General features: G+C 39.7%; 19 protein-coding genes and 1 riboswitch. Of the genes, 8 read left to right on the top strand and 11 right to left on the bottom strand.

What is annotated here, in order from left to right:
* Positions 1 to 70 precede the first annotated feature (70 nt).
* Genes MKY30_RS04690 through pdxA form a run of 3 tightly spaced genes read left to right on the top strand, consistent with a single transcriptional unit; the run spans position 71 to position 3,404 of the window.
* A complete protein-coding gene (locus MKY30_RS04690) occupies positions 71 to 1,057 on the top strand; it encodes a 2-keto-3-deoxygluconate permease (RefSeq protein WP_147211301.1) in 987 nt (328 codons plus the stop codon).
* Between the two features lie 55 nt (positions 1,058 to 1,112).
* Entirely contained in the window at positions 1,113 to 2,396 is a 1,284-nt protein-coding gene (locus tag MKY30_RS04685; protein ID WP_147211300.1) for a four-carbon acid sugar kinase family protein, read from the top strand.
* A gap of 3 nt (positions 2,397 to 2,399) precedes the next feature.
* Entirely contained in the window at positions 2,400 to 3,404 is a 1,005-nt protein-coding gene (pdxA, locus tag MKY30_RS04680; RefSeq protein ID WP_339283607.1) for a 4-hydroxythreonine-4-phosphate dehydrogenase PdxA, read from the top strand.
* Between the two features lie 95 nt (positions 3,405 to 3,499).
* Here pdxA and MKY30_RS04675 read toward each other — a convergent pair whose 3' ends face one another.
* The 3 genes from MKY30_RS04675 to MKY30_RS04665 all read right to left on the bottom strand — a co-directional run bounded on the left by MKY30_RS04675 (position 3,500) and on the right by MKY30_RS04665 (position 7,273).
* A complete protein-coding gene (locus MKY30_RS04675) occupies positions 3,500 to 4,819 on the bottom strand; it encodes a GntP family permease (protein WP_341082920.1) in 1,320 nt (439 codons plus the stop codon).
* A gap of 33 nt (positions 4,820 to 4,852) precedes the next feature.
* Entirely contained in the window at positions 4,853 to 6,136 is a 1,284-nt protein-coding gene (gene hisD, locus MKY30_RS04670) for a histidinol dehydrogenase (protein ID WP_341082919.1), read from the bottom strand.
* A 150-nt stretch (positions 6,137 to 6,286) separates the two neighbouring features.
* A complete protein-coding gene (locus MKY30_RS04665; RefSeq protein ID WP_341082918.1) occupies positions 6,287 to 7,273 on the bottom strand; it encodes a LacI family DNA-binding transcriptional regulator in 987 nt (328 codons plus the stop codon).
* Positions 7,274 to 7,753: 480 nt separating this feature from the next.
* Here MKY30_RS04665 and codB point away from each other — a divergent pair, with 480 nt between their 5' ends.
* Positions 7,754 to 9,028, top strand: coding sequence for a cytosine permease (gene codB, locus MKY30_RS04660; RefSeq protein ID WP_147211296.1), 1,275 nt, complete (start codon positions 7,754 to 7,756; stop codon positions 9,026 to 9,028).
* Positions 9,018 to 10,286 carry a cytosine deaminase gene (locus MKY30_RS04655; protein WP_156986171.1) on the top strand — a complete coding sequence of 423 codons (1,269 nt, stop codon included), beginning with the start codon at positions 9,018 to 9,020 and terminating at the stop codon, positions 10,284 to 10,286. The genes codB and MKY30_RS04655 overlap by 11 nt, the downstream gene beginning before the upstream one ends.
* Before the next feature lie 30 nt (positions 10,287 to 10,316).
* Here MKY30_RS04655 and MKY30_RS04650 read toward each other — a convergent pair whose 3' ends face one another.
* The 4 genes from MKY30_RS04650 to MKY30_RS04635 form a co-directional block, all read right to left on the bottom strand.
* The gene (locus MKY30_RS04650) at positions 10,317 to 11,093 is read right to left on the bottom strand and encodes a sulfite exporter TauE/SafE family protein (RefSeq protein ID WP_341082917.1); all 777 of its coding nucleotides are present in this window, start codon (positions 11,091 to 11,093) and stop codon (positions 10,317 to 10,319) included.
* 119 nt (positions 11,094 to 11,212) lie between these two features.
* The gene (locus MKY30_RS04645; RefSeq protein ID WP_341082916.1) at positions 11,213 to 12,541 is read right to left on the bottom strand and encodes an amidohydrolase family protein; all 1,329 of its coding nucleotides are present in this window, start codon (positions 12,539 to 12,541) and stop codon (positions 11,213 to 11,215) included.
* A gap of 74 nt (positions 12,542 to 12,615) precedes the next feature.
* Positions 12,616 to 13,065, bottom strand: a complete 450-nt coding sequence (locus MKY30_RS04640; RefSeq protein ID WP_341082915.1) for a hypothetical protein — start codon at positions 13,063 to 13,065, stop codon at positions 12,616 to 12,618.
* Entirely contained in the window at positions 13,062 to 13,925 is an 864-nt protein-coding gene (locus MKY30_RS04635; RefSeq protein WP_147211291.1) for a DUF3100 domain-containing protein, read from the bottom strand. The genes MKY30_RS04640 and MKY30_RS04635 overlap by 4 nt, the downstream gene beginning before the upstream one ends.
* Before the next feature lie 283 nt (positions 13,926 to 14,208).
* Positions 14,209 to 14,310, bottom strand: a riboswitch (purine riboswitch).
* Positions 14,311 to 14,726: 416 nt separating this feature from the next.
* On the opposite strand from MKY30_RS04635, the gene clpP reads away from it, so the two are divergent.
* Positions 14,727 to 15,299 (top strand): ATP-dependent Clp endopeptidase proteolytic subunit ClpP, encoded by a 573-nt coding sequence (clpP, locus tag MKY30_RS04630; RefSeq protein WP_147211290.1) that lies wholly within the window; start codon positions 14,727 to 14,729, stop codon positions 15,297 to 15,299.
* A 206-nt stretch (positions 15,300 to 15,505) separates the two neighbouring features.
* Positions 15,506 to 16,462 carry a mannose-6-phosphate isomerase, class I gene (manA, locus tag MKY30_RS04625; protein ID WP_341082914.1) on the top strand — a complete coding sequence of 319 codons (957 nt, stop codon included), beginning with the start codon at positions 15,506 to 15,508 and terminating at the stop codon, positions 16,460 to 16,462.
* 46 nt (positions 16,463 to 16,508) lie between these two features.
* Here manA and MKY30_RS04620 read toward each other — a convergent pair whose 3' ends face one another.
* The 4 genes from MKY30_RS04620 to MKY30_RS04605 form a co-directional block, all read right to left on the bottom strand.
* Entirely contained in the window at positions 16,509 to 17,420 is a 912-nt protein-coding gene (locus MKY30_RS04620; protein WP_156986168.1) for a mannose/fructose/sorbose PTS transporter subunit IID, read from the bottom strand.
* Between the two features lie 19 nt (positions 17,421 to 17,439).
* On the bottom strand, positions 17,440 to 18,237 hold the full coding sequence (locus MKY30_RS04615) for a PTS mannose/fructose/sorbose transporter subunit IIC (protein ID WP_222595754.1): 798 nt from the start codon (positions 18,235 to 18,237) through the stop codon (positions 17,440 to 17,442).
* Positions 18,238 to 18,273: 36 nt separating this feature from the next.
* Positions 18,274 to 19,251 carry a mannose/fructose/sorbose PTS transporter subunit IIA gene (locus MKY30_RS04610; protein ID WP_156986167.1) on the bottom strand — a complete coding sequence of 326 codons (978 nt, stop codon included), beginning with the start codon at positions 19,249 to 19,251 and terminating at the stop codon, positions 18,274 to 18,276.
* Positions 19,252 to 19,633: 382 nt separating this feature from the next.
* Positions 19,634 to 20,008, bottom strand: a complete 375-nt coding sequence (locus tag MKY30_RS04605) for a DUF956 family protein (RefSeq protein ID WP_339283593.1) — start codon at positions 20,006 to 20,008, stop codon at positions 19,634 to 19,636.
* 348 nt (positions 20,009 to 20,356) lie between these two features.
* Here MKY30_RS04605 and MKY30_RS04600 point away from each other — a divergent pair, with 348 nt between their 5' ends.
* Complete coding sequence (locus MKY30_RS04600; RefSeq protein ID WP_445667708.1) at positions 20,357 to 21,253, top strand: macrolide 2'-phosphotransferase; 897 nt, start codon at positions 20,357 to 20,359, stop codon at positions 21,251 to 21,253.
* Positions 21,254 to 21,309: the final 56 nt, after the last annotated feature.

Below are 21,309 nucleotides of genomic sequence, written 5' to 3'. Positions count from 1 at the left end.
ATCGATTTGGTCTAATCTAATGATAGGGCGGTTGCTGAAAACGCTTTATAAAAATGTGGGGGAGATAGTAATGAAAATTAAAGCAACTTTAGATCGTATTCCTGGTGGAATGATGGTTGTGCCATTATTATTGGCTGCAACTATTAATACATTTTTTCCAAATATATTAAGAATTGGCGGTTTTACAGAGGCGCTATTTGTTGATAGCTCCAGTGCGCTTATTTCTTTATTTCTTTTAATTGCCGGTACTCAGATCACGTTTAAAACGGCAGGAACATCAGTTAAAAAAGGTTTGACGTTATTAGCGTTTAAATGGGGCATTGGAGCAGTAATTGGTCTAATTGCTATTATGCTAGCTGATTCCAATGGTTTATTTTTGGGCCTTGCTCCAATTGCTATTGTGGCAGCTATGACGAACTCAAATGGAGGTCTTTATATTGCCTTTGCAGGTCAATACGGGAAAGAGGATGATAAAGCAGCTTATCCGTTTTTAGCTTTAAGTGATGGGCCGTTCTTAACCATGGTTGCCTTAGCTATTTTTGGTACGATGGGATATGCTGAAGGAATGTTCTCGCCAACAGATTTTATTGCAGTATTACTTCCGTTGGCAGTAGGTATTGCTATTGGGAACCTGGATAAGGAAATGGGGGACTTTCTTTATAAAGGAAGTGACAAATTAGTTCCATTCTTTGCATTTTCATTGGGAATGAGTATTAATTTTACTGCGATTATTAAAGGTGGATTGAGCGGTGTATTATTAGGAGTAATAACGGTATTAATCACCGGAGGAGTCGGGTATCTTCTCTTTAAATGGATTGGCTGGAATCCAATTGTTGGAGCCTCAGAAGGATCAACGGCGGGAAATGCTGTTGGAACACCAATGGCTATTGCAGCTGCGAATGCGTCCTTTATGCCAGTTGCAGAATTAGCAACAGTACAAGTAGCGGCAAGTGTTGTAACAACTGCGATATTATTACCAATATTTATCGGGATACTGGCAAAGCGTTTAGAGAAGAAAACGGGTAAGCCGATTAAAGAGATAAATCCGACGATGTAAACAATTAAAAAAGCCATATACTTATGGCTTTTTTAATGATGGAAGGAGAGGTATGATGAATTTAGCAATAATCGCAGATGATTTGACAGGTGCGAATGATAGTGGTGTGCAGCTGGCGAAATATGGATTACAGACATCTGTGTTTTTTAAAATGGATAAAGGCAATGTACAGAGTAATGAGGCCATTGTATTCGACACAGATAGCAGAGCAATGGCTCCAGCTGAGGCGAAGAAATTAGTAGCTAAGGTTACTCGTTTCTTATTAGATGAAGGAATTAATAATATTTATAAAAAGATTGATTCAACAATGAGAGGCAGTATTGGTGCAGAATTAGCAGGGATGCAGCAGGAGCTCCAAGCCGATTTTATTTTTATTGCTCCAGGCTATCCATCAAATAACCGCAAAGTAATCGACGGCTACCACTATTTGAATGGAAAGCTTTTGGGAGAAACAGAAATCTCACTTGATCCGGTAACCCCTGTTGCAGAATCTTACCTGCCTGCATTATTGGAGAGTCAAATTGGTGAAGAGACTGGTTTAATCAGTCTTGCAGAATTGCGCTCTTCTGAGAAGTTTATTCAGAAGCTAAATGTATTAAAAGAGCAGGGGATTACGTATATCATCGTTGATTCCGAAAAAGAGGAAGATTTGCAATTATTTCTATCAGAAGTAAAAAAATTATCTGCAGCTGCCGGGTTAGTAGGATCAGCAGGATTGGCTAATTACTTACCTGCTTATTTTGGGTTAGAAGCGAAAGAACAGACCTATCAAATAGTTAATCAAAACAAGCCAATCTTAACAGTCGTAGGCAGTGTCAATGTTAATTCTCGAAATCAGTTAAACAAGCTGCTTGCTGATAAGAGTGCGTATGCGATAGAAATTGATTCGTATAAAGCTGTTTCTTCTTTGGGTGAGAGAAAAGAAGAAGAGCAACGTGTTTATAATGAAGTGAAAAAACAAGTGGCAAGTGGACATGATATTGTTTTATACTCTTCCGGTGAACGTGACGACATCGATTATGCACGAAAAATTGGCGAAAGTAATGGTTACAATTTTACTGAAACAAGCCGGGAGATTGTGAAGATGATTGGCGCAGTTGCTGCTCAACTATTAAAAGAAGGTATTTTTCAAGGAATTATTATGACCGGCGGAGATACTGCCAAGAAAATTTGTGAGCATTGGGATATTACAGGGTTTACTCTGTACGATGAGTTGGAGGTTGGTGTACCAATTTCAAGCTTTATTGGAATAGAAAATTTATTTGCAATAACGAAGGCTGGTGGATTCGGTCAAGATGATGTTTTAATTGATGCTAGTAAGAAATTGAGAGGAGAGTAAAAAATGAAACAAAAACCGATTATTGGAATCACAATGGGGGATGCTGCGGGCGTCGGACCGGAAATTATTGTGAAAGCATTAAATCATGAAGAAATTTATAAGAATTGTCGTCCTATTGTAATTGGAGATAAGGAAATTCTTGAAAGAGTTTTACCAATTGTTGAATCTAAGCAGAAAATTCATAGCGTAGAAGGACCAGAGCAAGCCATTTTTAGCTATGGAACAATCGATGTGATTGATTTAAACTTATTATCCGCTGACCTGCCTTTCGGAAAAGTATCAGCAGATGCTGGAAATGCTGCTTATCAATATTTAGCGAAAGCAGTTGAGCTTGCAAAGGAAAAACGCATTAATTCTATTTGCACGGCTCCATTGAATAAGGAAGCCTTACACAAGGGAGGTCATATGTATCCAGGGCACACTGAAATTTTAGCTGAGTTAACAGATACAGAAGATTTCTCTATGATGCTGACTACGCCTAATTTACGGGTGATTCATTTAACAACCCATATGGGCTTAATTAAAGCAATTGAAAGTATTACACCTGAAAGAACTTATAAGGTAGTCAAGCTGGCATACGATACATTGCGTAATGCTGGAATGGAGAATCCACGAATTGCCGTATGTGGCATTAATCCGCATGCAGGTGAGAACGGCTTATTTGGTAATGGAGAAGAGGAAGAAAAGCTGGAGCCAGGTATTCAGCGTGCGCAAAAAGAGGGAATCGACGTGACCGGCCCGCTTCCAGCAGATACGCTATTTTTCAGAGCTGGCCGCGGAGATTTCGATATGGTTGTTGCCTGCTACCATGATCAAGGGCATGCTCCGATTAAAGTAATGGGAATTGAAGAAGGTGTAAATATAACAGTAGGCTTAAAAGGGGGTATCGTTCGTACCTCTGTCGATCACGGTACAGCATTTGATATTGCAGGTAAAAATATTGCTGATGAGAAAAGTATGATTGCAGCAATTCGGTCTGCATATGAGTTAGCGCCAAAATATGAATAAATAACAAAACCATCCTGTTGCTCATGTGAAATGGAGTGATAAGGATGGTTTTGTTATTATCTAGCTTTTTCAGTAAAATTAATAAAGGAAATACATTAACTTCCCAACCCTAATGAAAATAGGATAACTGCCAGAATTACTCCAATGAGTGGAACGAGCACAGTTACTACACCAAAAGATGGGTAGGCGCTTTTATGTGTTTCACCACAAATAGAGCGTATCGTTGTGACTGCATATCCACCGTGAGGCAGAGAATCCAATGTTCCTGATGAAAGTGAGACAGTCCGGTGAAGAGCTTCAGCATCTACACCCATATCTAAATAGTGGGGGGCTAAGATAGGTAATGCAATCGTCTGACCTCCGGAAGAAGATCCTGTTAAGCCGGCGATAACCATTACAGCTATAGCACCGCCAATTAAAGGGCTTCCTGGAATATCTGTCATAAAATTAACAGCTGTTTCAAATGCTGGTGTGACTTTTGCGACGCCGCCAAACCCAACAACTGCAGCAGTATTTCCAATAGCAATTAAAGCTCCCATTGTTCCATCCCCAACCGCTGACCAAAAATCTCTGAAATATTTTCGGTTTAATAACCAAGTTGTGATAATACCACTAAGCAAGGCGATAATAAGTGCTGATTGTTCTAAAGAATCATGGAAAATAAATGATACAACAAGAACTGCCAGCAAAGGAATTAAACTCAACAAGGGATGCGGTAAACGGTTTCTTTTTTCTTTATTATCCGACTCTCTTTCAACAAAATGTTCTCCTTTTGCAACGGCTTTGCGAATCATTTTCATTAGCAGCCATTGGCCCAAGATTAATATGAAAATTGCTACAATCAAGCTGACCTGCCAGCCCGCGTAAGGGCTCGTCCCTAAATAAGGAATGGGAATCCAGTTTTGAATTTCCGGCGAACCAGCTGATGTCATCGTAAATGTAGTTGAGCCAAAGGCTAATGCAGCCGGGATAAATCTTCTTGGCAAATTTGCTTCTTTAAACAAGCTGATAGCCATTGGGTAGACTGCAAAAGCAACAACAAACAGGCTGACTCCGCCATAGGTTAATACTGCACAGGCAAGAACAACTGCTAGAACAGCATGCTTCATACCTATTTTTGATACAATCCAGTTAGAAACACTTTCTGCTGCACCGCTATCTTCCATGACTTTACCAAAAATTGCGCCTGCTAAGAACATAAGATACCAGGACGTAATAAAGCCGGCAAATCCATCCATATAGCCAGTAACAAAGTCTGCTTGTCCCTCAGCAGCAAGCTGAGGGAACAAAGGTAATCCATTTAGTACTGCAACAAAAAGGGCTGAAAGTGGAGCAACAACTAACAGATTCATTCCTCTCATCACTAAAAAGGTTAATAGTGCCAGCCCGCCAATTAATCCAATCATACTTATCATATCTTCACCCGCCTATATTGAGGTATGAATAAATCATGACTTTTTACCGTATTTCCGAACACGCAATAAGGCTTGTTCTGCATGACCGGCAAAGTTTTCTAATTGACAAAGCCGTGCAGCATATTCTCCAAGGTAAGCACTTTGTTCTTTAGAGGTAACCTTTTGATAAGTTACTGTTTTTAGGAATTTGCCGACCCAAAGTCCTCCAGTGTATCTTGCTGCTCCTTTTGTCGGCAGGGTATGATTTGTTCCAATTACTTTATCTCCGTAAGCAACATTTGTTTCTGGTCCAAGGAATAAACAGCCATAACTCGTCATGTTTTCTAAGAAGAAATCAGGATTTTTTGTCAAGATTTCAACATGCTCGAAAGCTAATCGATTCGCTTCTTCTAAAGCCTCTTGTTCATCGTCAACCAGAATAATTTGTCCGTAATCCTCCCAGGAAACACGTGCTACATCAGCAGTAGGCAAGATTTTCAGTTGTCTCTCAATTTCTTTGACAGTCTCCTCTGCAATCGCTTTAGAAGTAGTAATTAAAGCTCCCGGCGATGTAGGGCCATGTTCTCCCTGACCCAGGATATCTGTAGCAATCATTTCTGGATCACTTGTCTCATCTGCAACCACGAGTGTTTCAGTTGGCCCAGCGAATAAATCTATTCCAACTCGTCCATATAATTGGCGTTTAGCTTCTGCAACAAAAGCATTTCCTGGTCCTACAATCATATCTACAGCTTCTATTGTTTCTGTTCCAATTGCCATTCCAGCCATTGCCTGAATCCCGCCTAGAATATAAATTTCATCAGCTCCAGCCTTGTGCATAGCATAAACAGTTGTTGCCGGGATTTCTCCATTTATCGGAGGAGTACAAGCAATCACGCGTTTCACTCCGGCTACTTTAGCGGTTAAAACACTCATATGTGCCGAAGCGACCATTGGATAACGTCCTCCGGGAATATAACAGCCTACACTATCTACGGGAATATTTTTATGACCAAGAATCACACCAGGCATTGTTTCAACTTCGATATCTTTCATGGAGTTTCTTTGATGTTCAGCAAAGTTACGGATATTATTTTGTGCAAATTCAATATCTTTTACAGTTTGTTCAGGAATTGATTCGCAAATTTCTTCGATCTCTTTTTTAGTTAATTGAAAGCTTTTTGGACTCCAATTATCAAATTTTTCGGAAAGCTCACGAATTGCTTTATCTCCTTTATCTTCAATTTCCTTAATAGTAGAACGAACAATATCAGCAACCTTAGCGTCATCCTGCTGAATATCTGCAGTAATTTTTCCTTCTTTTAAATATATTGACATATAATTCCTCTCCTTTATTTGCATACGTATGCAAAATACATCATATTGAATACGTATGCAATAATATTAAAATAAAAAAGCTACGGATAATAGCTTTAAAAAGATAATAAACGAAAACGGTTTCAAATGTCAAGAGGAATTTAATATTTATTATTTTGTTGTATTCCTATGAATGAATTTTCCTTTTAATTTCACCGCTTTTGGAGAATTAACCCTGTCATTATTTAAGAGCAAGTGAATAGCTTCATCCACCATTTCTTCTATTGGCTGAACCCAAGTGGATAGCATATATGAAGGCCAGGAGGCCATTTTTATATTATCGAACCCAATAACAGCTGTTTCCTCTGGTACAGAAATATTTTTTTCGCGTAAAGCATCTAAAGCCCCAATAGCAGTAATATCATTTGCGCCGAAGATTGCTTCCGGACGATGTCCATCTTCAATCATTTTTTTAGTGAGGTAATAAGATTTTTCGTAAGTATAGTTCCCTTCTAAAATAGTAACCTCAATTTTTTTTTCTTTTAGATACTCTGTAAACCCTTTTTGCCTATCCTTATTCGTAGATGTATTTATTTTTCCTGTGATGTAGACAATATCTCGATATCCCTGTTCATAGAAATAGGATGCAATTTCTTTTGAGGCGTTTATATTATCACTGGAAACAGAGTTACACGGAATATCTTTATGGTATCGGTTAAATAGAGTTATAGGGATATTGTTGTCATGAATTTTGGCTACAACATTAGAAGAAAGAAGCGCATCAGTAATAATAATTCCTTCTACATTGTATTCCAGAAAATGATTGATTTCTTCCTGCTGGATTTCCTCATTTTTCGTATATACAAATAATACATTATATCCTTTTTCTCTTAATTTCATTGAAAACATCCCAAGCACTTCATGGTAAAAAGGATTTTGAATGTCTTTCATTGCTAGACCGACAATATTGGTTTTTTTGTTAATTAATCCTCTTGCAAGGGCGTTTGGGCGGTAATTTAATTCTTCTGCTACTTCTAACACTTTTCTTCTTACTTTTTCAGAAACACTGGCTCCAGGAGTAAAGACTCTTGAAACAGTGGATTGTGACACATTTGCTAATTTAGCTACGTCCTTTGCAGAAACAAATTTCTTTTCCATTGTTCTACCCCAATCAAATTTTTCAATAATTCGTTGTTACCTTGTTATTTTAGCATATTAGTAAGGAAGAGAGTAGGTCAATTCTTTTATGAAGAAATAGAAGACTTTAAGCTTTTTTTGGAGGGAATAGAAAGGGTTGATAAATATATCTGGTTAGTCGTAGCCTTTAATTATTTTAAAGTCTGTAAATAATAACTTCAAACCTGAAATTTCCAGGATGACAAATCAAGAATTTTGTGCCATAATATATTTTGATAAACATACTGGTACCTTTAAATCAGTCCAGAGAGGCTGACAAGGACAGCGCGAACATAATGAATACCTGTGGATACCCTGTGTGTGAGGTGTCTTCAGGTGTGCATTATATAGGGAAAAGCTTCTTGTCAGGGATTGGACAGGGAGCTTTTTTCTTGTCTATAATCTCGAAAGAATAAGTTTTTCGGTGCCAGTTTCTTATATTAAAACACTGGAGGAATTGGTATGTCACAAATAGATAAAGAGTTTTCATTACAGGCAGTGCCGCAATCACATCGAAACGGGTTTTGGAAGATTTTAGCGGTAATGCTGTCGCTCAGCTTTTTCTCAGCCAGTATGATGTCTGGAGGAACATTGGGGACAGGATTAAACTTTTCTAAATTTATCTGGATTGTACTGGCCGGTAACCTTATCCTTGGACTTTATACAGGCTCCCTGGCTTATATTGCTTCCAAAACCGGATTATCTACACATTTATTAGCACGTTATGCATTTGGAGAAAAAGGATCTTACCTGACTTCCTTTTTACTTGCTTCTACACAAGTGTGCTGGTTTGGAGTAGGGCTGGCGATGTTTGCTATTCCAGTTGCCACAGCAACAGGATGGAACGTCTACTTGCTTATCGCAGTTTTTGGCCTGCTAATGACTGTTTCAGCGATTTTTGGAATGAAAACTTTAACCATATTAGGATTTATTGCGGTACCGGCGATTGCTATTTTTGGAAGCTATTCCATGTCTAACTCGGCGCAGGAAATTGGAGGGCTGCAAGGGTTATTCGCTTATGAACCAACACAGATAATGAGTGTGGGATTGGCATTAACTATTTGTGTGGGATCATTTATCAGTGCGGGAACACTGACCCCTGATTTTGCACGCTTTGCAAAGTCAGCGAAATCAGCAGTGTGGGCAAATATTATTGCTTTCTTCCTTGGGAATTCATTGATGTTTTTATTCGGGGCAGTCGGTGCGATGGCTTTTGGAATCGCAGATATTTCGGACGTGATGTTTTTACAAGGACTGATGATTCCTGCTATTATTGTGTTAGGCTTAAATATTTGGACAACGAATGATAGTGCTCTATATGCATCCGGTTTAGGGTTTGCTAATATTACAAAATTACCGAAGAAAAAAATTGTGGTGTTCAATGGGATTGTCGGGACACTTGCCGCGATATGGCTGTACAATAACTTTGTTGGATTCTTAAACATTCTGGGGTCTGCATTGCCGTCTATTGGAGCGATTATCCTGGCAGATTACTTCCTGGTCCGCCGCAGAAAGTATGAGCCTTTTAAAACAATGAAGTTTAAGGCTGTAAACTGGGTAGCAATTATTGCCTGGGCCGGAGGGGTAGCAGCTGCAAACTTTGCGCCGGGAATTCCGCCGATTAATGCATTAGTAGGAACATCTATCATTTATGTTGCCGGAATGAAAATAATGTCTCAAAAAGAAACGGTCACCGTACCATTAAAAGAGAAGGATGAGGTAGTCAGTGATTATTAAAAATGCAAAGCTAAGAGGAAAAAATGGCCTTTGGAATATTGTTATAGAAAATGGTAAGTTTAGTGCGGTAACAGAGGAGTTGCCATCATCTGAAGATAAAGAGATTATGGATGTAAATGGCGCGCTGGTTCTCCCGCCTTTTATTGAACCACATATCCATTTAGATACGACTTTAACAGCAGGAGAACCTGCCTGGAATCAAAGCGGAACTTTATTTGAAGGGATTCAGCGCTGGTCGGAAAGAAAAGAAACGTTAACGATGGAAGATGTGAAAAAAAGGTCCAAAACAGCATTGAAATGGCAAATTGCTCAGGGAATCCAGAATGTCCGTACACATGTGGACGTAACTGATCCAGAGCTGACGGCTTTAAAAGCAATGCTGGAAGTTAAGGAAGAGATGGCTCCTTATGTAGATATTCAGCTGGTAGCTTTCCCGCAAGAGGGAATTCATTCTTATCCAAATGGCAAGGAGCTTTTGGAGGAAGCATTGAAAATGGGTGCTGATGTTGTAGGAGGCATCCCGCATTTCGAATTCACAAGAGAATACGGCGTAGATTCTATGAGAGTCGCGTTCGATCTTGCGGAGAAATACGATAAATTAGTGGATATTCATTGTGATGAAATTGATGATGAACAGTCCCGCTTTGTTGAAGTAGTTGCAAAAGAAGCCTATGAACGCGGCTGGGGCGAGCGTACGACAGCCAGCCATACGACAGCAATGGGATCTTATAATGATGCGTATACATCGAAGCTGTTCCGGTTGCTGAAGATGTCTAACATTAATTTTGTATCGAACCCGCTTGTAAATATTCATCTTCAGGGCAGATTTGATACGTATCCAAAACGCCGCGGCTTAACCCGTGTGAAAGAGATTCAGGAAGCAGGGATGAATATCTGCTTTGGCCATGATGATATTTTTGACCCTTGGTATCCGCTGGGAACGGGCAATATGCTGCAGGTGCTGCATATGGGTATTCATGCGTCCCAATTGATGGGCTATGAGCAGATTGTTAACTCCATCGACTTAATTACAAAAAACAGTGCCAAAACACTGCATATTGAAGAGAATTACGGCATTGAAGCAGGCAAGCCTGCGAATTTCATCGTTTTGTCCGCTGATAATGAATACGATGCAATCCGTAAGCAGGCTGTTGTGACACACTCCTTCAGAAATGGAAAAATGATTGCTCACACAAAACCAAGTGAGGCGTCCATTTTGTTAAATGATACGGATGAAAGAGTAACCTTTAATAGATAAAGAAAAAGCGCAGCCGCATGCTGCGCTTTTTTAATTTCCTAATGCTAGACTGATAAGCATGTAAATGGAAGAAATAATAGTAATCACTGCAATAAAAATCTTTAATTGTTCCACAGGAACCTTATTGGCAACTCGGGAACCTGTTAAGATTCCTATCGTTGTACCAATTAAACTAAAGAGAATAAACAGATGCATATTGTCGATGCTTGCATATGTGAAATATCCGAATATAGATGGAAGAGCAATGATAATCGAGTTTAACAGCCCGACACCCACTGCTGTCCGGATATTTACACCAAGAGCTGCAAGTAATGGCACAATTAAAATTGGACCTCCTGCACCAGTCAGAGCACAGATAGCTGCGGTAAACAGCCCGAGAACCATAATCCATATAGGCTTTTTTAAAATAACGGACTGGTCAGTTTCTGTTTCATTATCAGCTGGAGCTTTATTTTTCTTCAGTATAATGGAAAGTCCCGCGAACAAAACAAATAAATAAAGCAGCAGCTTCGCCAATGTTTCGGAAATAAGCACATTAATTTGTACACCGAGAAAAGCTCCTGGAAGACTGCCGATGCTTAAATAAAGTGCTAATTTTAAATCCATAAATTTCAGCTTCCAATAAGAATAAGCACCAATGATACCGGCAACCAAAAAAGCGAGGAAGCTGAGAGCCAGAGAATCGTGTATGGGCAGCCCAAGAAAGCCGACATAAATAATTGGTAGCAAAAAGCCTGAGACGCCTGATAATCCTACTAATATCCCGATAATTAAATTTGCGATAAATACAATAAAAAACGTTAACATCTAAGTGACCTCAACTTTCTAAGTGCTTTTTCCTGAATACTATGTTTGTTAATTTGTCCTGAACAAAGAGAAGAGCGCTTCAACATTGCGTTAAATCGCTCGTATACTTTGTTCAATATCTAAATTTTAGCACGAATAATGAGGGCGTCCATAGCTTTTTTACTTTCATATTTAATTCTTTCTTCATCCAAGGTAAGTACTTCTCTATCCTTCATCAAAATACGTCCATTAACAATCACATCCGAAACGTCGTTGCTGTTTGCAGATTCAATTAAGGTATTTGTCAGCTGATGAGTCGGTGCAATATGCGGCTGATCCGTGTTTATTAAAATCATATCCGCTTTCTTACCAACTTCGATCGTTCCAAGCTGTTCATCCTGCAGCATAGCTTTTGCCCCGCCAAGTGTCGCCATTTCTAAGATGTTCTTCGAAGGCATTACAACAGGATCAAAAATCGGTACTCCCCAGAAGGCACGCATTAAGGATTTGAAGACCTTCATTTGATCAAACAAGCTTAGGCCTGAGTGGGCAGAGCCGTCTGTCCCTAAACCGATACTTACGCCTTTTTGCATAAGACCGGGAGTTTTGGTAACCCCTTTTCCCGCATTGCTGATAGGGCTGTGAGCTACCTTGCTATCGTGTTTCTGAATGAGATTCATCTCATTCTCGGATAAGAGGATACTGTGAGCACCTAAGAAATTTTCGTCCAGCACGCCTAAGGACTCCAGGTATTCGTATGGGCGCATTTGGAAGTTTTCCAAGCAATAGCTGATTTCATTTGTATACTCATTCATATGCGTCTGCATACCTGTTCCTGCAGCATTTGCTGTTTCATAGACCTTTTGAATGAGTTCAGGAGTACATGTAATCAGTGATCGTAAGGAATACCACACCTTGATTCGTCCATCTGCTTTCCCGTGATAAGCATCAAACAGGTCTTTATTTCTCTCGATATTATTTTCAATCGTTGTTTTCATTGATTCTGGGATAGCAGCCCCTGTATCCATTGTGGAACAGGTAAGCACACCGCGTAAACCAGAAGTCTCTACAGCTTCTGCGACCTTGTGCATATAGCTCCCGCCTGCATCAATAAAGCCGGTGGTTCCAGCCTTCAGCATTTCCAGACAGCTCAGCTCTGCACTGATTGCTACATCTTCTTCCTTGAGATTGCTTTCAAATGGAACCATTATACGAGTCCAAATCATCGGATATTCATCTGAAATCCTGCCGCGCAAAAGCTGCTGGTTGGTATGTGTATGCGCATCAATGAAGCCTGGCATCACAAGCTTGCCTTTTCCATCCAGAGATTCTTTTACATCATATGTTTCTGTGCGTTCTTTCTCGATTGCTATGATTGTTTGTTCCTTGATGACAATATTTTGATCATGAATAATTTCAAAGTCAGGGGTTAGTATAGAACAATTTTTAATTATTAAATCTGCATTCATCGTATTTCTCCTTTTAGAACACGTTGAAAAAGACTGTATTATCAGCCTCTTTTCAACATAATTTTATTCTTATTTTAAAAAGCATTCGTCACTGTTAAAAATACTTGTGCAAAGACTGCCTGAAGCAGGAATGTTCCTGTAAATACAAATACAGCAATAATAATCATTTTCCAGCTTTGGCTCATAAAGGCTTTAAAATCCAATCCTATTCCTGCCAGAGTACCAACGACAGTGAGCGGTGCTGTAAAAGAAATCAAAGATGTATAGTAAATAATTGGATCAGAAATTGGTGAAATCGGGCTGGCTAAAAGTAAGCCAGTTAAAGCAACATACACAACAGCAGGTATTTTAAAAGGAACGAGCTTCGCTATGAATATCCCGATAAATGCAATACTGGATAAAATTAATACACCAGGGATAGAATCTATAATTGAAACATCATTTTGAAAAAAGTTTGCAATAATCGCTGTAAGGACAGAGGTAAATAAAAGAGAGATTGTCCAGTCTTTCATACTCATATTCATTGTGAAATCCTGCTTTCTGTTGATTTATTATGAGAAATGTTTTTTCCTCGTCGTCCGATTTTAGGCTCTAACCAGGTATACATTTTATTTACAAGCGGCAGTGAAATAAATAGTGTAAAGTAAATACCGGTAATCGCTGATAACATATCACTCATTCCGGCAAGCATAACGATCTGATCTGCATAGGCCGGATAAATTGTTGCCAGCGTACTTGAGGCGGCCGCCATCATAACACCGCTTCCGATGCCGCTTGCCATTGCCAGAGCCAGCGGATGAAAGAAATCAAACGATGCGACAATACTTGCTAATAAACCGAGATAAGTTGTCCCAATCAGAAATCCAATGATATAAATAGAAAGGGAGCCGCGGGCTTCAGGAGAGTTTGCTCCGTATTTGCTGCAGATTAGTCCATAATCTTTATCGCGGTTGGTAGAGCTGGTTGCACCGATTGCTTCTCGTTTAAGACCGAGCAGTAGAGCGATAGGAAGAGCAAACAGCATCGTACCAATTGTTCCAAATTCCTGAAAAACCAGTGCTGGACCTACATTGACAAGCTCAGGAAGGTTAGATCCTGCCATAACGCCTATTTTTGCCATGAATGGGGAGATAGCAACAAGAACGAGCTGTGATGCTTTTTTGGCTTCCTTCTTTTTTAGAAATCCAAGTACATCTTTTCCGAATAGAATACTGATAATAATAGCGAATAACATTGGGTAAAGCACAATTAGTGCGGAGCCGACGCTGAATTGGATTGTGCCGATAAGCTCAGCAATAATAACAATCCCAAATGCGATAGCATACAGACGGTAATTCTCTTTTAAATGTCCAATAATAGTTGTTTTTTGTGGTGCTTTTTCCATGTTGTGTTTTTCCTCCTTAGATGTATTGCCAAGTCAATGGTCAGATGCAAATAAAAAAACTCCAGTAAGTTTCCTTTACTAGAGTTTCAAGCTTGGCATATGAAAAACACAAAAAAGACCAATGTAAACGGGGCGACATTCGCTTGTATATCACTTCAGCTGAAGCGTCCATTAAATACGCTGTGAAAATAACTGAACAGCTATCTATTGTTCAGTCACAAAAAAACAGCGATACATCCACCCGAAAGATGAAATAGATACATGTTATTCTATCTTATTCTATTGATCATTTGTGATTTTCTATAGTCAAACCATTTACGGTAGTTTGGTAGAAACTTTTGGACCATATTTCCAAATTTATATAGATAATCAAAATACGAATATTAAATTGTTTTTTGATTTAAATGTTCGTGTATTAGTAACTTACATCAATATTATAAGAATGTCAAAGGTTTTTTTGCGGGAATTGTCATAATGAAACAATAATATAAGAAATAGAACCGCTGGATTTAAGAGGTGATTTAAAATTTTCAAACTCCCGTATCTTTTTGGGATCAGTAATCGTTTATGTGATAGAGAAGCGTAAAAGGAAGGAATGACATGTGTGCTGGGCCTGGCACGAATAAAAATAAAGAAGATACGACCTTCCGAACGACTTACAGTCAGCTTTGCATTATTGCTTTTCTTGTCACAAAATAAACGGGATAAAGGTTATGTCAGCAAATATATCGTTCTTTTCCTTACGCTCTCTCGATGGCAGCATAGACTGTCAAAATTCATGCGTTTACAAGGAGGATGCATATGAATACAGTTCCTTATGTTATTGAGCAGTCAGATCGCGGAGAGCGGTCTTATGATATTTTTTCCAGATTGTTAAAAGACCGGATTATTATGGTTAGTGATGAAATTAATGATCAGATGGCGAATAGCATTGTTGCCCAGTTGTTATTTTTGGCTGCGGAGGATGAGAAGAAGGATATCTCTATTTATATCAACAGCCCTGGAGGCTCGACTTCTGCAGGCTTCGCCATTTTTGATACGATACAATTTATTAAACCTGATGTTTGTACTATATGCACTGGCTTGGCAGCTTCGTTTGGAGCTATGCTATTGCTTTCTGGAACGAAAGGGAAACGTTTTTCGCTTCCAAATAGTGAGATTATGCTTCATCAACCGCTGGGAGGAGCCCGCGGGCAGGCGACAGAAATTGATATTTCAGCGAAGAGAATTATCAAGCTTCGGGAAAAAATTAATCATATTATTGCGGAGCATTCAGGTCAGCCTGTTGAAAAGGTGGCGGAAGATACGGAGCGTGATTATTTTTTAAGTGCAGAAGAGGCAAAAGAATATGGGTTAATTGATAAAATCATTTAACTATAAAAGCGGGCTGTCATGCAAATTTGGCAGTCTGTTTTTATGGTGGAAATAAAGTGCGCAAGACAGGGGGAGAGAGGAGTTTTTCATGGAGAGAAGTTACTCTGACAAATAAATTTTGATAATAGAGGTTCTTCTTTTATTACTTTATATATTTGTAGTAAAGTTAATGGAGGGAAAGAGAATGTTTTCTTAGGAGGATCTGTATGTATAATGAACCTATTTTTTTAGAGCCGGTATTGCAGGAAAGGATTTGGGGAGGAAATAAGCTGTCTACGGAATTTGGGTACCAGACCCCTTATGAGCACACAGGAGAAGCATGGGTTATTTCTGCTCATCCAAATGGTCCAAGTAAAATCAAAAACGGACCGTTGGAAGGTAATACACTCCAAGACGCATGGGAAAAACATGGCAAATTATTTAATCGGGCAGGAGCTGCCAGCGAGAGTTACCCGCTGCTTGTAAAGATCTTGGATGCGAATGAAAATTTGTCTGTACAGGTTCATCCTGATGATAGCTATGCACAAGAAAAAGAAGGTGTTCCTTATGGAAAGACAGAGTGCTGGTATGTGCTGGATGCAGAAGAAGGCGCTGAGTTAATTTTAGGTCATCATGCCAAGAACCGTAAAGAATTGCAAAAAGCAATGGAGAACGGAGAATGGGACAGCTTATTAAAGCGTGTACCTGTAACAGCAGGAGATTTTGTCTATGTGCCAAGCGGAACGATTCATGCTATTGGGGCAGGAATCGTGATTTTAGAGACACAGCAGAGCTCAGACATTACCTATCGTGTATATGATTATAACCGGACCGATGTAAATGGGAATCCAAGAGATTTGCACCTGAAGCAAGCTGCTGAAGTGACCAATATACCTCATGAAGCTCCGAAAGGGGAAATTGTTCAAGAAACAATAGAGGATTTGACTATCCGCAAATTGGTTGAAGAAGCTTATTTTACGGTCTATCATTGGGACTTGCGAGGGAACGCTATTTTGGAAAGAAAAGGAGATTTCCTGCAGGTGAGTGTTATAAAGGGGAAAGCCGAAATTGTGATAGATAATAAAACGTTCCCTCTCGAAAAAGGAGTGCATTTTATTATTCCAAATACGATGAAGGATTTTTCTTTGCAAGGCAATGCGGAGATGATTGTATCGCATACTTAGAAAGAAAGACCACCAATTAGTGGTGGTCTTTTGATAAATGTATTTATTACATTAAATGAATTACGTGGAATACAACACCAACTACGAACAATCCAAGAATCATTACAATTGGTGAAACCTTCTTCCTAAGCAGCCACATACAAAGTAGTGTCAGGAGTAATCCGGCCAGACCAGGAATCAAACTGTCTAAGTTGTCTTGTAAGGTTGTGACATCCGTTTGACTTAATGCCCTGCCTTCCGCCTGCTGTTGCAACGCGGTCTGGATTCCTTCAGACCCCTCAGGCAAGTTATCCCAATCAATATAAGCACCTTCGCCGAGCTCAACTTCTGAAACGGTCGGGGTAAAGGCCACATTCACCCAACGGTTCACCAGTGCTCCAAGGATGAACATACCGAGTATGGATGCGCCCTTCGTAATATCCTGAAGCAATCCGCCTGACAAGTCATCCGTGATTTTTTCCCCAGCTTTGTAACCAAGTTCCTGTGTGTACCATAAGAATCCCATCCTGATAGCATTCCATGCTAAAAAGAAAATAATTGGCCCGAGTATGTTACCAGTCATTGCAAGGGAAGCCGCTAGTGCACCGAGAATTGGTCTGACTGTGAACCAAAAAATAGGATCCCCAATCCCTGCTAAAGGTCCCATCATTCCGACCTTAACCCCTTGGATTGCTTTATTGTCAACCGGAGCACCATTTGCACGTTCTTCTTCAAGGGCTAGTGTTACACCAATAATTGGAGAAGCAACATAAGGGTGCGTATTAAAGAATTCTAAGTGACGCTGAAGTGCTGCAGCACGATCTTCTTTAGTCTGGTATAATCTTTTGATTGCGGGAATCATGGAAAATGCCCAGCCGCCATTTTGCATCCGTTCATAGTTCCAGGAACCTTGAATGAAAGTAGAGCGCCACCAAATAGAAATACGATCTCTTTTTGATAATTTCACTTCTTGTGCCATCTTCATAGCCTCCTTCTTTCTAATAATCTTCTATAATATCGCCCAGCGGATCACCAGTGTTTCCACCGCCGCCACCAGAGCCGCCTTGTTTCGTAAGTGCTAAATAAATAAGCGCAAGAGCCACACCGATACCACCAAGTCCTACAAGTGTAATGTCCGGGATTGTCGCTAGTACGAATCCAATTGCAAAGAATGGCCATACTTCTTTGGTAGCCATCATGTTAATAACCATTGCATAACCGACAGCTACTACCATTCCACCGCCGACTGCCAAACCATCTGTCAGCCAGTCCGGCATAGCCTGAAGCATTTCCCTAACTGGAGTTGCACCAATAGCGATAATTAATGCAGCCGGGATTGCAATACGTAAACCCTGCATGCAGATAGCAATAACATGCCATATTTCAATTTTTCTAATATTCCCTTCCTTCGCTGCAGCGTCCATTAAATGGACAATCCCTGTAGCGAGGGTTCGTACAATGATTGTTAATAATAAACCAGCAACTGCCAATGGAATTGCAATTGCGATAGCTGAGGATACACCTGATGCGCCCTGTCCGCCTAAAACGAGAATAATTGCTGATGCGACAGAGGCCAAGGCTGCATCCGGCGCTACAGCTGCACCAATATTTGCCCAGCCTAAAGCAATCAGCTGCAAGGTACCGCCTAAGATAAGACATGCCGTTAATTCTCCGGTAACTAAGCCGATTAACGTACAAGCAATAATTGGCTGGTGAAACTGGAATTGATCCAGGATGCCTTCCATACCAGCTATAAATGCCACAATAATAACTAATATTATTTGAATAATCGTCAAATCCATGATTATTAAACCTCCTTTTTTATCTAATGATCAGGATTTTTTCTGTCTGTCTAATTCCATTTGAGCCCTTCTCAAAATCTCGTCCATATTCCCATATGAATCAGCTGGAACCTTACGTACGTCAAAATCGACGCCAAAGTCTTTTAATTTTTTGAACGTATCAATATCGTTCTGGTCAAAGGCCAATACTTTATTTGGCTGAACTTTACCAGTTGAATGTGACATGGACCCAACGTTAATGGTATCCAGTGGAACACCGCCTTCAACGGCTCTGAGTGCATCTTGCGGGTTCTCAAAAAGAAGTAATGCCCGTTGTCCGCCGAAGTGTTGATCATCTTTTGCAAGCTCAATCATTTTCTGAACAGGGACCGTATGTGCCTTGATACCTGAAGGAGCAGCCTGTTGAATCAACCTTTTACGAAGTTCATCCTTTGCTACTGTGTCAGAAACAACGATGATGCGTGTAGGTGATGTACTTCTTGTCCAGGAAGTTGCAACTTGCCCGTGCAGTAAACGAGAATCGATTCGTGCTAACACGTATTCAAATGAACCAGGAGCGCCTGCGCTGGCTCCAGAAGAAACTTCAGCAGTATCAGCATCAGCCGGCTCTAATTCTTCCGGTTTTACTTTAACTGCTTCTTTCGCTGTATCGATAATATGAGCAGCTATTTCATGCGCCGTGTTCATGGACATGCGTGAAGCATAAGATTCAATCACCATTGCTAAGTTTAACCCGGCAACGATAGCCCATTTATCTTCATGGCCTTCCATCAAGCCGCTCGCCTGATTGAAAGGAGTTCCGCCCCAAAGATCGACTAAGAATAATACTTCATCTTGATTGTCAAAAGAAGCAATGGCTTCTTCCATTTTTGCCCTGATATCCTCAGGTCCTTCACTCGGCATCAATGTAACAGCTTTAACATTCTCCTGTTCTCCGAAGATCATTGCTCCAGATTGCAAGATGCCGGTAGCAAATTCACCGTGGCTGGCAATGATAATTCCTACCATCTTTTTACCTCCTCTTATTTTATTGGTAAGGCTTAGATAAACATGGTAAGCTCCTAAAGTGTTTTTTGTTTATGGAAAGCGTTTTCCCCCTGGTGAAAACAATAAAAAAAGGCATGAGAAAAAAGTAGGTAAAATGAAGGCAGAGTATAGATGAACCCATATACTTCGTTTTAATCACTACTTTTCACTCATGCCTGATCGAATCAGTAACACGTAAAAAATAATTGCAATAGTTATTTAAATTTTGGTATGAAACCGCTTTACTTACTAAACCAGTTATTAATCAGCTTACTTTAATGAGCTTCCATAAGATATTATAGCACACCAATTTTTCCCTTACAAGAGGAAAAGGAAGGTCCTAACCCTGGCTTGTATATAAAAACTATCCTTTTCTAGATTTCTTCTTCAAATTGCGTTTCATTACATCAAAGACAGTTAATGATTTTACCATCCGATCCGGATCAACATATTCACGAATTGCCCGAAAAACCTTTTTAGGATCTTTGGAAGAAAACGTATATGTTCCATTCTTCTTGGTCTGGATAGCATAACGGGGAATCCATTTACCCTTGAACAAGACAGAAGCAATCACGTAGTCAACTTCCTCCCAAGGAATTTGAATATATTTGTGGACATCTCGTTTATTATAAAATTCAAACCCTTTATCTCCAATCATAATCTTGCCATAATCCGAAATTCTTATATGTGAGGTTCCATCAATAACTAAATCAACTTTGGTATTGATTGATTGTACCATTTTATCTACCCCCATTTCTGTTAATTATTATTATACACGGTTGATCACTTCAAGTAAAAAATACGGGAACAAAGGTGATGTTGCGAATAAAATACCATTATGCTAGGATGAGTGTAATTATAAGGGAGGAGGGATTCTGTTGATCGATAACCAATCTTTGCGTTAATGCGGACGTTTCAGACACGATATGTGCCCAGATAAAGGATTGGTCTATCATTTTTGAATCCCTATACGGTTGAAAAGTATAAGCGGAGGGGGAGTTTATTTGTCTCTGCTTTTTAATCCTAAACGTATCCTTTACTGGCTGCGCGTATAAAAGCAGAATAAATAAAGAAGGATGTGGCAGATTTGGATAAACAAACTGTGTCAGAATTAGCTCGTAAATATGGACTGAATTTGGAGGGAGACGCTATACGTTTTAATGAATCCGGATTGGATTTTCTGGTTGCTTTTGCGAAGGATACAGACGGAGAGGAATGGGTATTAAGAATACCGAGACGTGATGATGTAATGGACAGGACAATTGATGAACAGAAGGTATTAAAAGTTGTTCATCAGCATGCATCTTTTCAAGTTCCTGTCTGGTCTATTTACGAAAACGATTTAATTGCATATAAAAAACTGAAGGGTGTTCCTGCTGGTACAATTGATCCGGAAATTCAAAATTATGTATGGGAAATGGATATAGAAAACATACCAGAACAATTTCACCAGAGCCAGGGAGAGGTTTTGGCATCTTTGCACAATGTGCCGAAAAAAGAAGCTGAAAAAGCAGGTATTCCTGCATATACAGCAAAAGAAGCACATGTATCGATGAAAGAACGGATGGAGAAGGTAAAGAAACGTTTTGGTGTTGCGGATGACCTTTGGAATCGCTGGCAAAACTGGCTAAATAATGAAGAATTATGGCCAAAGGAAACAGGGTTGATGCATGGAGACGTGCACGCCGGTCATATGATGATTGATGACGATACAAAAGTTATCGGGTTAATTGATTGGACAGAAGCAAAGGTAACGGATGTTTCCAATGATTTTGTCTTCCAATATAAAGCTTTTGGTGAAGAGGCGCTTGATAAGCTTATTCATTATTATAAACAAGCCGGTGGAATTTATTGGCCGAAGATGAAGGAACATATTATTGAACTGGATGCCGCATATGCTGTAGCTATTGCAGAATTTGCGATGATTTCCAGTATGGAAGAATATGAACAGATGGCCAGGGGAGCATTGGGAGTAACGAAATAAGCTCATTTATTTTCTACGCTCTATTAACGAATTGCCGGCTTCTAGACTAAACACTT

The sequence above is a fragment of the Oceanobacillus sp. FSL W8-0428 genome (genome assembly GCF_038004405.1).
GTDB lineage: Bacteria > Bacillota > Bacilli > Bacillales > Amphibacillaceae > Oceanobacillus > Oceanobacillus sojae.
Note: the sequence above shows the minus strand (reverse complement) of the source record. Positions and strands in the feature narration are given on the sequence as shown.

Bases quoted from the DNA above. Each gene is read 5' to 3' on its own strand.
- MKY30_RS04690 (WP_147211301.1), top strand. From the start codon at position 71: ATGAAAATTAAAGCAACTTTAGATCGTATTCCTGGTGGAATGATGGTT.
- MKY30_RS04675 (WP_341082920.1), bottom strand. From the start codon at position 4,819: ATGATAAGTATGATTGGATTAATTGGCGGGCTGGCACTATTAACCTTT.
- manA (WP_341082914.1), top strand. From the start codon at position 15,506: ATGTATAATGAACCTATTTTTTTAGAGCCGGTATTGCAGGAAAGGATT.
- MKY30_RS04610 (WP_156986167.1), bottom strand. From the start codon at position 19,251: ATGGTAGGAATTATCATTGCCAGCCACGGTGAATTTGCTACCGGCATC.
- MKY30_RS04665 (WP_341082918.1), bottom strand. From the start codon at position 7,273: ATGGAAAAGAAATTTGTTTCTGCAAAGGACGTAGCTAAATTAGCAAAT.
- hisD (WP_341082919.1), bottom strand. From the start codon at position 6,136: ATGTCAATATATTTAAAAGAAGGAAAAATTACTGCAGATATTCAGCAG.
- MKY30_RS04640 (WP_341082915.1), bottom strand. From the start codon at position 13,065: ATGAATATGAGTATGAAAGACTGGACAATCTCTCTTTTATTTACCTCT.
- codB (WP_147211296.1), top strand. From the start codon at position 7,754: ATGTCACAAATAGATAAAGAGTTTTCATTACAGGCAGTGCCGCAATCA.
- MKY30_RS04635 (WP_147211291.1), bottom strand. From the start codon at position 13,925: ATGGAAAAAGCACCACAAAAAACAACTATTATTGGACATTTAAAAGAG.
- MKY30_RS04650 (WP_341082917.1), bottom strand. From the start codon at position 11,093: ATGTTAACGTTTTTTATTGTATTTATCGCAAATTTAATTATCGGGATA.
- MKY30_RS04685 (WP_147211300.1), top strand. From the start codon at position 1,113: ATGAATTTAGCAATAATCGCAGATGATTTGACAGGTGCGAATGATAGT.
- pdxA (WP_339283607.1), top strand. From the start codon at position 2,400: ATGAAACAAAAACCGATTATTGGAATCACAATGGGGGATGCTGCGGGC.
- MKY30_RS04605 (WP_339283593.1), bottom strand. From the start codon at position 20,008: ATGGTACAATCAATCAATACCAAAGTTGATTTAGTTATTGATGGAACC.
- MKY30_RS04620 (WP_156986168.1), bottom strand. From the start codon at position 17,420: ATGGCACAAGAAGTGAAATTATCAAAAAGAGATCGTATTTCTATTTGG.
- clpP (WP_147211290.1), top strand. From the start codon at position 14,727: ATGAATACAGTTCCTTATGTTATTGAGCAGTCAGATCGCGGAGAGCGG.
- MKY30_RS04645 (WP_341082916.1), bottom strand. From the start codon at position 12,541: ATGAATGCAGATTTAATAATTAAAAATTGTTCTATACTAACCCCTGAC.